16 protein-coding genes are annotated in these 11,844 nt (G+C 73.1%); 12 read left to right on the top strand and 4 right to left on the bottom strand.

The features are described 5' to 3' along the window. The first annotated feature begins 5 nt into the window (after positions 1–5). Genes HOO61_RS10475 through HOO61_RS10460 form a run of 4 tightly spaced genes read left to right on the top strand, consistent with a single transcriptional unit; the run spans position 6 to position 2,033 of the window. On the top strand, positions 6–167 hold the full coding sequence (locus HOO61_RS10475) for a hypothetical protein (RefSeq protein ID WP_172258616.1): 162 nt from the start codon (positions 6–8) through the stop codon (positions 165–167). Then, positions 164–1,003, top strand: coding sequence for a hypothetical protein (locus HOO61_RS10470; protein WP_172258615.1), 840 nt, complete (start codon positions 164–166; stop codon positions 1,001–1,003). The genes HOO61_RS10475 and HOO61_RS10470 overlap by 4 nt, the downstream gene beginning before the upstream one ends. Continuing rightward, positions 1,000–1,461 (top strand): phage holin family protein, encoded by a 462-nt coding sequence (locus tag HOO61_RS10465; protein WP_216658781.1) that lies wholly within the window; start codon positions 1,000–1,002, stop codon positions 1,459–1,461. Before HOO61_RS10470 ends, HOO61_RS10465 begins: the two co-directional genes overlap by 4 nt. After that, a complete protein-coding gene (locus HOO61_RS10460; RefSeq protein WP_172258614.1) occupies positions 1,437–2,033 on the top strand; it encodes a DUF3618 domain-containing protein in 597 nt (198 codons plus the stop codon). Before HOO61_RS10465 ends, HOO61_RS10460 begins: the two co-directional genes overlap by 25 nt. A gap of 75 nt (positions 2,034–2,108) precedes the next feature. Here HOO61_RS10460 and HOO61_RS10455 read toward each other — a convergent pair whose 3' ends face one another. Together HOO61_RS10455 and HOO61_RS10450 are read right to left on the bottom strand one after the other, a co-directional pair. Beyond that, a complete protein-coding gene (locus HOO61_RS10455) occupies positions 2,109–2,915 on the bottom strand; it encodes an MBL fold metallo-hydrolase (protein ID WP_216658780.1) in 807 nt (268 codons plus the stop codon). Between the two features lie 16 nt (positions 2,916–2,931). Beyond that, positions 2,932–3,399: a DUF4383 domain-containing protein gene (locus HOO61_RS10450; protein ID WP_172258613.1), complete on the bottom strand. Its 468-nt coding sequence runs from the start codon at positions 3,397–3,399 to the stop codon at positions 2,932–2,934. Between the two features lie 190 nt (positions 3,400–3,589). On the opposite strand from HOO61_RS10450, the gene HOO61_RS10445 reads away from it, so the two are divergent. The 4 genes from HOO61_RS10445 to HOO61_RS10430 are packed head-to-tail and all read left to right on the top strand — an operon-like array spanning position 3,590 to position 6,575. Continuing rightward, the gene (locus HOO61_RS10445; protein ID WP_172258220.1) at positions 3,590–4,216 is read left to right on the top strand and encodes a hypothetical protein; all 627 of its coding nucleotides are present in this window, start codon (positions 3,590–3,592) and stop codon (positions 4,214–4,216) included. Positions 4,217–4,267: 51 nt separating this feature from the next. After that, the gene (locus HOO61_RS10440) at positions 4,268–4,609 is read left to right on the top strand and encodes a DUF2200 domain-containing protein (RefSeq protein WP_172258612.1); all 342 of its coding nucleotides are present in this window, start codon (positions 4,268–4,270) and stop codon (positions 4,607–4,609) included. Between the two features lie 35 nt (positions 4,610–4,644). Further along, the gene (locus tag HOO61_RS10435; protein ID WP_172258611.1) at positions 4,645–5,496 is read left to right on the top strand and encodes an alpha/beta fold hydrolase; all 852 of its coding nucleotides are present in this window, start codon (positions 4,645–4,647) and stop codon (positions 5,494–5,496) included. Continuing rightward, a complete protein-coding gene (locus HOO61_RS10430) occupies positions 5,493–6,575 on the top strand; it encodes a spore photoproduct lyase family protein (protein ID WP_367650118.1) in 1,083 nt (360 codons plus the stop codon). The genes HOO61_RS10435 and HOO61_RS10430 overlap by 4 nt, the downstream gene beginning before the upstream one ends. A 24-nt stretch (positions 6,576–6,599) precedes the next feature. On the opposite strand, the gene HOO61_RS10425 is transcribed toward HOO61_RS10430, so the two are convergent. Next, on the bottom strand, positions 6,600–7,463 hold the full coding sequence (locus HOO61_RS10425; RefSeq protein ID WP_172258610.1) for a LysR family transcriptional regulator: 864 nt from the start codon (positions 7,461–7,463) through the stop codon (positions 6,600–6,602). An 83-nt stretch (positions 7,464–7,546) separates the two neighbouring features. Between HOO61_RS10425 and HOO61_RS10420 the strand changes: the two genes are divergently transcribed. Then, positions 7,547–8,437: a DMT family transporter gene (locus HOO61_RS10420; RefSeq protein WP_216658779.1), complete on the top strand. Its 891-nt coding sequence runs from the start codon at positions 7,547–7,549 to the stop codon at positions 8,435–8,437. Between the two features lie 18 nt (positions 8,438–8,455). Here the strand turns inward: HOO61_RS10420 and HOO61_RS10415 are convergent, their stop codons facing one another. Beyond that, on the bottom strand, positions 8,456–8,866 hold the full coding sequence (locus HOO61_RS10415) for a PRC-barrel domain-containing protein (RefSeq protein WP_172258609.1): 411 nt from the start codon (positions 8,864–8,866) through the stop codon (positions 8,456–8,458). A 144-nt stretch (positions 8,867–9,010) separates the two neighbouring features. On the opposite strand from HOO61_RS10415, the gene HOO61_RS10410 reads away from it, so the two are divergent. From HOO61_RS10410 to HOO61_RS10400, 3 genes are read left to right on the top strand one after another with little or no spacing between them, the layout of a single operon-like run. Further along, positions 9,011–9,748 carry a winged helix-turn-helix domain-containing protein gene (locus HOO61_RS10410; protein WP_172258608.1) on the top strand — a complete coding sequence of 246 codons (738 nt, stop codon included), beginning with the start codon at positions 9,011–9,013 and terminating at the stop codon, positions 9,746–9,748. Then, complete coding sequence (locus HOO61_RS10405) at positions 9,745–11,145, top strand: HAMP domain-containing sensor histidine kinase (RefSeq protein WP_172258607.1); 1,401 nt, start codon at positions 9,745–9,747, stop codon at positions 11,143–11,145. The genes HOO61_RS10410 and HOO61_RS10405 overlap by 4 nt, the downstream gene beginning before the upstream one ends. Continuing rightward, the gene (locus tag HOO61_RS10400; protein ID WP_172258606.1) at positions 11,142–11,789 is read left to right on the top strand and encodes a GerMN domain-containing protein; all 648 of its coding nucleotides are present in this window, start codon (positions 11,142–11,144) and stop codon (positions 11,787–11,789) included. The genes HOO61_RS10405 and HOO61_RS10400 overlap by 4 nt, the downstream gene beginning before the upstream one ends. Positions 11,790–11,844 lie beyond the last annotated feature (55 nt).

Genomic DNA, 11,844 nt, shown 5'->3' with positions numbered 1-11,844 from the left:
CGGCCATGACCGAGCAATCCCACCACGACCAGGACGCGGATCCGCCGACGCCGGACGGGGAGGAACCCGACCAAGGGCAGCTGCGGCCGGGCTCCGAACCGGCCAGCGACCCGGACCCCGATCCGGACGCAAGCACCACCACCACCCACTCCGAGGAGGACGCATGACGACCTACGGAAACGACCCACTGACCACCACCACCCCGAGCACCACCGGAACCACCGGAACCACCGGAACCACCGGAACCACCGGAACCACCGGAACCACCGGAACCACCGGCGGCTACGACGCGGGCGGCTACTCGTCGGGCAACAACTCCGGCACCACCGACAAGGCCAAGGACACCGCCTCCACGGCGGCCGACCAGGGCAAGCAGGTGGCCGGTACCGCCAAGGACGAGGCACTCAACGTCGCCGGAACCGCGGCCGAGCAGGCCCGCAACGTCGTGGGCGACGCCAAGCAGCAGGTCACCACGCAGCTGAACGACCAGGCCACCACCGGTCGCGACAAGCTGTCGGAGACCCTCCGGACGCTCGGCGACGACCTGCAGAAGATGGCGCAGGGCGAGGGCCCGTCCCAGGGCATGGCGACCGACCTGGCGCAGCAGGTCTCCGACCGGGTGCGCGCCTTCGGCAGCCATCTCGAGAACCGTGAGCCGGCGCAGCTCCTCGACGACGCGCGCGACTTCGCGCGTCGCCGTCCGGGCACCTTCCTGGTGGGCGCCCTGGCTGCGGGCGTCGTGGCCGGGCGGATGTTCCGCGCGACCGCCGACGGCGCGGCAGCGGCTTCGCTGGCCGAGTCCGGAGGCACCACCGGCGCGTCGGGCACGACGTACGGCACCGCCCCGACCTACGGCACCACTGGCGTGGGGACGGGACCGATGGCCACGACCGGCGGCGCTGGGTACGACACCCCCGGGCAGCACCCGACGCAGACGATGCCGTCCAGCCTGGACTCCAGCTCGACCGGCGTCCCGGGCCAGCGCACGCAGGACACGCCGTGACAGGGGCGCAGGGCTTCGATCCCGTGCCCCCGACGACCCCCACCCGCCCGGGCTCCCACGTGGCGAGCGCGGGCGTGGAGGACGAGCGCAGTCTCGGCCAGATCGTGGGCGACCTGAGCAACGACCTGACCACGCTCGTCAAGCAGGAGCTCGAGCTGGCTCGCACCGAGCTCAAGGAGGAGGCCACCAAGGCCGGGAAGGGTGCCGGGATGCTCGGCGGTGCCGGCGTGTCCGGCCTGCTCGCCCTGATCCTGGGCTCGTTCGCCCTGGCCTACCTCCTCGACAACTGGATGCCCGTCGAGCTGGCGTTCCTGATCGTCACCATCCTGTGGGCGATCGTCGGCGCCGTCCTCGCGGCCAGGGGCCGCAAGGAGCTCAAGAACACGAACCCGCAGCTGCCGGAGACGCAGCAGACACTCAAGGAGGACGCAGCATGGGCCAGAGCACAGAAGAACTGAGGGCAGAGATCGAGCAGACGCGGCAGTCGATGACGACCGACGTCGACGCCCTGCAGGACCGGGTGAGCCCGTCGGCCATCGTCGAGCGGCGCAAGCAGGCGGCCCGCGGCCGCATGCTCGGCGTGCGTGACAAGGTCATGGGCACCGCCCACGGGGTCAGCTCGTCGGCGTCCGGCACGGCAGGGTCCGCCAGGGACTCCGCAGGCGGTGCCGTCGACTCCGTCAGGGGCACCGCCCAGGGCGCCGTGAGCGGCACTCAGGACAAGGTGCAGGGCTCGCCGCTCGCGGCCGGCCTGGTCGCCTTCGGCGCAGGCATGATCGTCTCCGCACTGATCCCCGCCTCCGAGAAGGAGGCCGTCGCGGCCGGTCACGTCGTCGACGCCGCCAAGGAGCACGGCCAGCCGGTCGTGGACCAGGCGAAGTCGGTCGCCCAGGACGTCGCCAGCGACGTCAAGGAGACGGCCGCCGAGGCGGCCCAGGAGGTCAAGGACACCGCCTCCGACAGCGCCGGCAAGGTCAAGTCCGAGGGGCAGTCGGGAGTGGACGAGGTCCGCTCGCAGACGCAGTCCTGAGCACGACGCAGAACCGGCCCGTCCCCATCTGGGGGCGGGCCGGTTCTGCGTGTGCACTCAGGGCCGCGCGAAGTCTCAGTCGCCGGTCGCCCCGGGAGCGAGGCTGACGACCTCGCCCCGCGCCGGGCAGCGGAGGTCCGCGGCGAGACCGGCGGCTCCCGCCCGCTCGACGAAGTCGCCCAGCGGGGACCGGAAGACGGTGTAGTCGTCGTGGTGCACCGGCACCACGACCTTCGGTCGTGAGCGCTCGACGAAGTCGACGCCCATCGGCCCGTCCATGGTGACCGTGCGCAGCAGCACGCGCGTGCCGCCGAGGTGCACCACGGCCGCATCGATGGCGGGGAACCGGTCGCGGACCTCGTCCACGTGGGCGCCGGTCAGCGTGTCACCGCTGACGTAGACGCAGCGTCGTACCTGCCCGTCCGCGATGTGCTCGAGCACGCTCCCCATCACCGGGGGCAGCATCTTCCCGAGCAGGCCGCGAGCGTGCACCGCCGGGACCGCGGTCACCCGCAGCTGCTCCCCCGCCTTGGTCAGGGTGTGCTGGTCCCACGTCTCCAGCGCGTGCGCGTCGAACCCCCACGAGCCGAGACGTCGTACCGCGTGCGGCGTGGACAGCACCGGTGTGGACCGGTCGAGCCGCTCGCGGCTGACCCGGTCGAAGTGGTCGCCGTGCAGGTGCGAGAGCAGCACCGCGTCGAGCGTCGGCAGAGCCTCGGGCTCGATCGCCGGGTTCGTCAGCCGACGCGAGGACAGGCCCCACCCCAGGTAGGCCCGCTGCCCGCGGTGCAGGAAGTTGGGGTCCGTCAGCAGCGTGAAGGAGCCCAACGACATCACCGTCGTGGCGGTGCCGATGAAGTGGAGCCTGTCCCCGGTCGTCACCGTCACGCCTCCGCGCTCAGCGACCGACGCCGGTGGCGCCGGGTCGCTTCGCCAGGAGGACCCCGAGCGCGATCATGCCGACGCCGAGGACGAGGTGCAGCCAGTCGTCCGCGGTGTTGAGCGGGACGAAGTTGGCCTGCGAGTCCTTGTCCACGACCAGCCCGTAGAGGAACAGGAGCAGGTAGACCGCACCGCCGCCGACGAGGAAGGCACGCGCGCTTGCTGGCGTCCGCGCGAGGGCCATCCCGGCCACCCCGAAGAGGAGGTGGACCACGTTGTGCAGGACCGAGACCTGGAACAGGCCGAGCAGCAGGGCGTGCGACTCGTGACCTGCGGTCTCCATGCTGCCCCTGTCGGTCGTGATGCCGGGGATGAACCCCAGCACGCCGACGAGCAGGAAGGCCGCACCGACCAGCGCGGCCGCCGCCTGGACGGGCGAACCGGACGCGGTGGACCTCGACCGGAGACGGGTGTCCTCTGTCATGGTGTGCTCCTCTCGGGTGCCGAACGACCTCGGCGTGGGACCCGCTCCGTACCCTCGGATCGGTGGCGCACGCACTGCTCCCACCCGGAGTGGGGTGCCTGCGGGCTCGTGGCGCATGTCACGGTCTGGTGCGACACCGAACGGGGTACTGACGTGTCCCGGACGCAGAACCTGACGAGAGGAACCGCTGGTGAACCCCATCCGCCTGGTCACCGGAGCGCTCACGCTCCCCGCACACGCCGCCGCAGCCGTCATCGGCACCTCGGTGGGCGTCGCGACGACCGGAGTGCGTACGACGGCTCGCATCGTCGGCCGGGTGATCGAGCAGGCGTCGGGCGCGGGCCCCGCCCCGGCGGCCCCGTGGCCCGGCGAGCGCACGGCCCCGTCCCCGGTCGACCCGGTCGTCGGCACCTCCACGACGGCCGACGTCCCCGCCGACCTCGCCGCCGACCTCGCCACTCCTGCGCCTGCGCCTGCGCCTGCCCGTAAGGCTCCGGCCAAGAAGGCGGCGGCCAAGAAGGCGGCGGCCAAGAAGGCGCCCGCGAAGAAGACGCCCGCGAAGAAGGCACCGTCAAAGCAGGCCGCGGTGCTCGCTCCCGCGCTGGGTCTCAGCGAGGACGAGGTCGAGGCCATCACGGACGACGGCCCGGTGACCCCGTCGGGCATCCCGGCCGCGGGCGAGGGGGTCAACCCCGACACGACGGAGACCGACCTGCACCAGCCGGGCACCGAGCCGCTGATGGACCCCGCCACGGTCAAGGCAGCCGTCAGCGAGTCCGAGATGATGCGCCGGGCGGCCGACCCGGACAAGGGCTGAGCCCGGCGCTCGTCGGGGCGGGTGTCGGCGCGTCGTCCTATCCTCGACAGCGTGCACCGGATCTTCACGACGAGCGTGGCCTCGGTCTACCCGCACTACGTCGCCAAGGCGGAGCGCAAGGGCCGCACCCGGGCAGAGGTGGACGAGGTCATCGAGTGGCTGACGGGCTTCGACCGCGCGCAGCTGCAGGCCCACCTCGACGACGGCACGACCTTCGAGGAGTTCTTCGCCGCGGCGCGGCTCAACCCGCGGGTCGACCAGATCACCGGCTCGGTCTGCGGGGTCAAGGTGCAGGAGGTGGAGGACCCGCTCATGCGACAGATCCGCTACCTCGACAAGCTGGTCGACGAGCTCGCCAAGGGCCGCCCGATGGAGAAGGTGCTGCGGACCTGAGCGGCTGGAGCCCGGTGTGCTGGGTACGGAGCAGCATGGAATCCCGCCCCCACCCGCACGTGGCCTGGCGTCGACGCGTCGTCCACGGCGACGGCGTCGACCTGGCGGTGCACGAGACCGGCGACCCCGACGCCCCCGCGGTCGTCCTCGTGCACGGCTACCCCGACACGCATCGGATGTGGCTCCCCGTGGCGGAGCGCCTGGCTTCCCGGCTGCGGGTCGTGCTCTACGACACGCGCGGCCAGGGCCTGTCCCCCACAGACGCGCCTGACGCGGCCTTCGCGCTCCCCCACCTCGCCGCCGACCTGATGGCCGTGGTCGACGACGCGAGCCCCGACCGTCCCGCCCACGTCGTGGGTCACGACTGGGGGTCGGTGCAGGCATGGGAGGCGGTGTGCGAGCCCGGTGCGGCCGCGCGGATCGCCTCGTTCACCTCGATCAGCGGGCCCAACCTCGACCACGTCGCGGCATGGGTCCGGCGTACGCTCCGCCGCCCGACGCCGGCCGCCGTCGCCCGCCTCGCGGGCCAGGGACTCGCGTCGTCCTACGTCCCCTTCCTCGTCTCACCGCTGGCACCCCCGGTCCTGGGGATGCTGGGCGGGCACGACATGGTCTCGGGACTGCGCTACTACCGCGGCAACGTCGCTCCGCACCGCCGCCCTCGCGAGCGTCGTACGAGCGTGCCGGTCCTGCAGCTGGCCCTGACCCGCGACCCGGCGGTCCGCGGGGCGGCGCTCGAGGCCAGCGATCCCTGGTGCGACGACCTCCGACGCCGCCACCTGCCGCTGGGGCACTGGGCGCCGCGGACGGACCCCGACGTGATCGCGGCCGAGATCCTCGACCACGTCACCACCGCCGGGGGACGACCGACGGAGGGCGCCCGGTGACGCGGGTGCCGGCCGAGCTCACCGACCGCCTGCTCGACGTCCGCAGGATCTACCACGAGCGCGGCGTCGACCGCTTCCCACGCGCCCGCGAGGTGCTCGCCCGCTTCCCCGACGCCGAGCGCATCGAGGTGCTGTCGCACCAGGCCATCCCCGGCCTGCACGGCAACGCCGGTGCGGTCGAGGACTGGGTGCGCAACAAGCGGGAGGTCATCGTGCTGGGCGAGAAGAAGTCGCTGACCGCGCGCCGCAACGGACGGTCGGCCGACTGGATCGCCCCCTCCACCGCCAACGGGTGCGCCATGGCCTGCGCCTACTGCTACGTCCCCCGCCGCAAGGGCTACGCCAACCCGATCACCGTGTTCGCCAACATCGAGGCGGTCCTCGGCTACCTCGAGCGCCACGCCGGGCGGCAGGGGCGCAAGCCCGAGCCCAACCAGTGCGACCCCGTCGACTGGGTCTACGACATCGGGGAGAACAGCGACTGCTCGGCCGACGCGCTCGTCTCCGACAACGTGCGCGACCTTGTCGAGCTCTTTGCCCGGCTCCCCCACGCCAAGGCCAGCTTCGCGACCAAGCTCGTCAACCGCGACCTGCTGACCTGGGGTCCGCGCGGCGGCACCCGCGTGCGCTTCAGCCTCATGCCCGAGGGGCCGTCGCGCGCCGTCGACATCCGCACGTCCCCGATCCGCGACCGCATCGCCGCGATGGACGACTTCGTCGAGGCGGGCTACGAGGTGCACGTGAACCTCAGTCCCGTGATCGTGCACGAGACCTGGCTTGCCGAGTGGGCCGAGCTGCTCGAGCAGGTCGCTGACGGCACCAGCGCCCGCACCCGCGCCCAGCTCGCGGCGGAGATCGTCTTCCTCACCCACAACGAGGACCTCCACGAGGTCAACCTGGGCTGGCACCCGAAGGGCGAGGGGCTGCTGTGGCGTCCGGACCTGCAGGAGGCCAAGCGCAGCGAGAGCGGGCAGGTCAACGTCCGCTACCGCACCGGCTGGAAGGGCCGCTGGGTCCGACAGCTGACCGACCTCGTCGAGGAGAAGCTGCCCGGGTGCCGGGTTCGCTACGCCTTCTGACGAGCCTGCTGCCCGACGGTCCGCTCAGCCGGTGACCAGCCGATCGGTCACCGCACGCAGGGGCGGCCAGCCGCCTCGCCCGCGCCGGGTCACCGCGAAGGCGCGCAGCCGGACCTCCGGGTCGCGCAGGCGTACGACGCTGACGCCGCGCCGCGACGCCCGTCCCCGCGGGAGCAGGGCGACCCCTCGACCGGCCACGACGAGGTCGTCGACCAGCTCGAGGGAGTCGATGCGGTGCACCACGTGCGGCACGAACCCCGCGCGTGAGGCGAGGGTGCGCAGTGCGTCCTCGTCGGCGGTGTGGCGTGAGTTCACGATCCAGTCCCGGTCGGCGAGGTCGGCGAGGGCGAGACGTCGGTCCCGGGTCGGCACGCCGATCCCCCACTCGAGCTCCCACAGCGGGGCGACGACGTGGTCGTCGCGCCACTCCGCGGGCGCGAGGTCGTAGTCGTAGACGAGTGCCAGGTCGACGTCGTCGCGGGCGAGGAGGTCGAAGGACTCGAGGGGCTCGTACTCGTGGATGCGCACCTCGATGCCCGGGTGGGTCGTGCGCAGGTCGTCGATGGCGGGCAGCAGCGACCTCCTGATCGCCGAGGCGAACCCGGCCACGCGCACCACGCCAGCCGGCTCCGCCGTCGGGTCGAGGTCCAGGCGCGCGGACTCGACGGCAGCCAGGATGGTCACGGCGTGGTCGGCCAGGCGTCGTCCTGCGGGCGTCAGCCGCACCCGCCGGCCGTCGGGCTCCAGCAGCGGGCTGCCGACGTCGCGCGCGAGTGCGGCGATGCCCTGCGAGACGCTCGACGTTGTCGTGCCGAGCGCGTCGGCGACCTCGTGCATGGAGCCAAGGCGGGACAGCTCGAGCAGCATGCGGAGCCGGCGTACGTCCATCTCCCCATTGTGTCGATCTGCTGAACGAACTGTCCAGCAGAGTCACGTGGACGCGAACGGTCCTGGCACCGTCTACTGGTGCCATGCACTCCACCACCTCGCGCTCCGCGGCTCGCACGGGTGCGTCGATGGCTGTCGCCTCGATGCTCTGCGTGCAGCTCGGCCTGGCCGCCTCCGTCGGCCTCATCGACGACATCGGTGCGTCCGGCGCAGCCTGGATCCGGCTCTTCTGGGCCGGGGTCCTGCTGCTGGTCGTGGTGCGACCGCGCCTCGCGTTCTACTCGCGCGAGGCACTGTGGTCCGGCGCGGCGCTGGGCGTCGTCACCGCCGGGGTCACCCTGCTCTTCATGGCCGCCGTGGCCCGTCTCCCCCTCGGCACGGCCAGCGCGCTCGAGTTCCTCGGTCCCCTGACGATCGCCGTGTGGCGCAGCCGCGGCGTCGGTCGGTCGTGGGCCGCCGTGGCCGCCGTCGGCGTCCTCTTCCTCACCCAGCCCTGGACCGGGGCGGCCGACCCCGTCGGCGTGGCCTGCGCGCTGGGCGCCGCCGTGTGCTGGGCGGCGTACATCCTGCTCACCCAGCGCGTCGGCGACGCCGTCAGCGGGCTCGGCGGACTGGCCGTCTCGATGCCCGTGGCCGCGCTCGTGGCGACCCTCGTCGCCGGACCCGGTGTCATCGGGCACCTCACGCCGCAGCTCCTGCTGTACGGGTTGGGCCTGGCGATCCTGCTCCCGGTCGTGCCCTTCGCCCTCGAGCTGCTCGCGCTGCGCCGGCTGACCACCGGGGCCTTCGGGACCCTCATGGCCCTGGAGCCGGCCTTCGCCCTGGTCATCGGCTTCCTCGCCCTCAGCCAGGTGCCCAACGGGATCGCCGTCGTGGGCATCCTCCTCGTCGTGGCCGCGGGCATCGGGGCCGAGCGCACTGGTGCTCGCGCAGTCGCTCCCCCGCGGTCGCCGCGCGACCCGGTCACTGCATGAGCCCGCGGCGAGCGGTCCTCACCAGCGGCGGTCGAGGAAGTACGGCGACTGGTAGCCGTCCTCCCAGAAGGGCGTGTAGCCGAAGTAGCTGTAGACGGGCCCGTAGTCGACCGGTCCCGGCAGCTCGGGGTCGTAGTCGAACCCCGAGGCGACGTGGAGGTCACTGCGCTCGAGCCGCACGTGGGCTCGGACGCGCGACACGGCGTCGACCGGGACCAGCCGCTTGTGCTCGCCGATCCCGAGGATGCCGCCGGACGCGACCACGAGCAGCCGCGCGCGGTGGTCGACCGAGTCGACCAGGATCTCCTCCACCTCGCCGACGCGGTGCTCGCGCACGTCCAGCACGGTCATCCCGCGCACGTCGTCCTGCTCCTCGGCCAGGCTCGTCCGATCGTCGGCGAGCGGCAACAGCTCCAGCGTCGTGGTCATCGGCGCGTCCTCCCGTGAGTGTGGCCGTCGAGCCTCGCACCCCGGTGTGACGGGTGGTCGAGGCAGCGCATTGCAGTTGCGTGACATTGCCGCGCCAACTCGCTCGCTGCCGCGCCGCTGAGACACGATGGCACGATGGACGACATGCCCACGCGAGTTCTGGTCCTCGAGGACGACGCCGGGCTCCGCACGTCGCTTCGGCTGGTGCTGGAGGACAGCGGCTACGCCGTCGTCGAGGCCGACGAGGCCGAGGCCGCCCTCGAGCTGGTCGAGCAGGGCGTCGACATCATGCTGGTCGACCTGATGCTCGGCGGGGTCGACGGGTTCACCTTCATCCGCCGCGCGCGCCCCCGGACGCAGGCCCCGATCGTCGTGATCAGCGCACGTGACGGCGTGCAGGACATCGTGTCGGCGCTCGAGGCCGGGGCGGACGACTACGTGACGAAGCCGTTCGAGGTGGAGGAGGTGCAGGCCCGGCTGCGCGCGCTGCTGCGGCGTCCGGCCCTGGTCGGCTCCTCGGCAGGCAGTGGCGACGAGCTCGGGCTCGCCGACGACGGGCGGCCCAGCGACGTGGTGGTCCTCGACGCGGTCGACGGGCCCCTGGTCTTCCACCGCGCCGGCGCCCAGCTGGTCCGCGGCGACCGCGACATCCACCTCACGATGACGGAATACCGCCTGCTGTCGGTGCTGACCGAGAACATCGGACGCGTCCTGAGCCGCACCGCCCTCCTCGAGCACGTGTGGGAGCGCGGCTTCTTCGGCGACGAGCGCATCGTGGACGTGCACGTCCGACGGCTGCGCAAGAAGCTCGAGCTCGACCCGGGCGAGCCCCGCACTCTCGTGACGGTCCGAGGACTCGGTTACCGGCTCGACGCACGGTGACCCCCGCGCTGAACCGCCGGCTGCCCCGACCGGGTCTGCGCGCCTCGGTGACGGCGGCCTTCGCCCTCGGTGCACTCCTGCTCTCGGTCGCACTGTCCGTGGGCACCTACGTCTCCGCCCGGCACCTGCTGCTCGAGCAGCGCGAGCGCACCGCCCTGCGCCAGGCCTATGCCGACGCGGCGCTGGTCCGGAGCGGCCTCGGCACCTCCGGCACCCCCGTCAGCGAGGTGCTCGGCGGCGTCGCGCCACCCGCGGGCGCCTCGATGTACGTCCGACGCGACGGCAGCTGGTACTCCTCGAGCCTCGACCAGTCCGGGGAGGACCTCACCGAGGTGGTGCGACCCCTCGTGGCCGACGGCGAGGTCGGGGTGGGGTGGACCTCGCAGACCGACCCGCACGCGGTGGTGGTCGGCATCCCCCTCCCGGCCGTCGGGGCGGAGTACTACGAGGTGTCGGTCGCCCGGGAGCTGGACGCCACGCTGCACACGCTCGCCGTGGCGCTCGCGGTCGGCGCGGCGCTCACCACCGTGGCGGGCGCCGGTCTCGGCCGGGCCGCGAGCAGGCGGGTGCTGGCGCCGCTGACCGACGTCACGCGGGCGGCGGTCGACATCTCGGCCGGCGACCTCGAGAGGCGGTTGCGTGACACCGGCGACCCCGACCTCACGGCCCTCGTCAGCTCCTTCAACGACATGGTCGACGCCCTCCACAGCCGCATCCAGAGGGACGCGCGATTCGCAGCCGACGTCAGCCACGAGCTGCGGACCCCGGTCACGACCCTGACGACGAGCCTCGCCCTGCTGCAGCGGGCGGACGACCTCAGCCCTCGGGCGCAGCAGGCGGTGCGGCTCATGTCGGACGAGCTGTCGCGCTTCCGGCGCGCCCTGGAGGACCTGCTCGCCCTCGGCCGTCTCGAGGCCGGGATCGACGAGGCGAGGGTCACGACCACCGCGGCGCACGAGCTGGCCCGGCAGGCGCTCGTGGCCAGCGGACGACGCACTGCGCTGCTGGAGGACCTCGACGGGGCCGACGCCGCGCCGGGCCCCCTCGTGCTGGTGGACCGCCCGCAGATGGTGCGGGCGCTGGTCAACCTCTACGACAACGCCGACCTCCACGGGGACGGACTGGTGTCGGTCCAGGTGGCGACGCAGGCCGGACGCGCCGAGATCCGCGTCCGCGACCGAGGTCCAGGCGTGCCCGAGCCGGACCGCCGGCGCATCTTCGAACGGTTCGCGCGAGCGGGCGCGTCCAAGCCCGGGACCGGCAGCGGTCTCGGCCTCAGCCTGGTCGCGGAGACCGTGCACCGGCACGGCGGGGACGTCCGGTGCGGGTCCGCCGGCAGCGGGGCCGAGTTCGTCGTCGCGCTCCCCCTCGCCGACCGCACGGAGGGTGCGTCATGAGATGGCTCCTTGCCCTCCCGCTGCTGCTCGCCACGACCGCGTGCGGGCTTCCCGACGAGGAACGCAGCCGGACCGTCGACGCCGACGTGGTGCCGTACAACCTGCTGACGACCGCCGAGCAGGAGCCGGAGGACACGGACACCGGACCGGCGCACCCCCGAGGGGAGCCCGTGGTGTTCTGGCTGCGCCGGGACGGCAGGCTGACGACCGCACCAGTAGGTGCGACGTGCGACGACCCGGTGGCGCAGGTCGTGGAGGACGTGCTCGCCGCGCTGTCGGCGTCCCCCACGTCGGCGGACGGCGCTGCCGGACGGACGTCCGCGGTGCCTCCCTCGGCGCGCCTGGAGCTCGTGGCGCTCGAGGACGGCGTGGCCGTCGTGGACCTCGACCCCGTGGCGCTCGGGGACGCCGAACGCCTGCCGCTCGCCGTGGGGCAGCTGGTGCTCTCCGTGTCGTCGGCGCCCGGCGTCGACGGACTCCGGCTGGTCACCTCGGGCGAGTCGGTCGACGTGCCCCTGCCGGACGGCGCGCTCGCGGACCGCCCGGTGACGGCGGCCGACTACGTCGAGCTGCTGCCCCCGGGACTCGTCGCGGGCGCGGGCGCCGCGCGCACGCTGGCGGACGACGTCGGCTGCCCCACATGACAGCTGTGTGACGGCGACGTGTCGTCGTCCCGACGATCAGCGAGCAGGCCGGTCG

The organism is Nocardioides sp. zg-1230 (assembly GCF_013155335.1).
Taxonomy (GTDB): Bacteria; Actinomycetota; Actinomycetes; order Propionibacteriales; family Nocardioidaceae; genus Nocardioides.
Note: the sequence above shows the minus strand (reverse complement) of the source record. Positions and strands in the feature narration are given on the sequence as shown.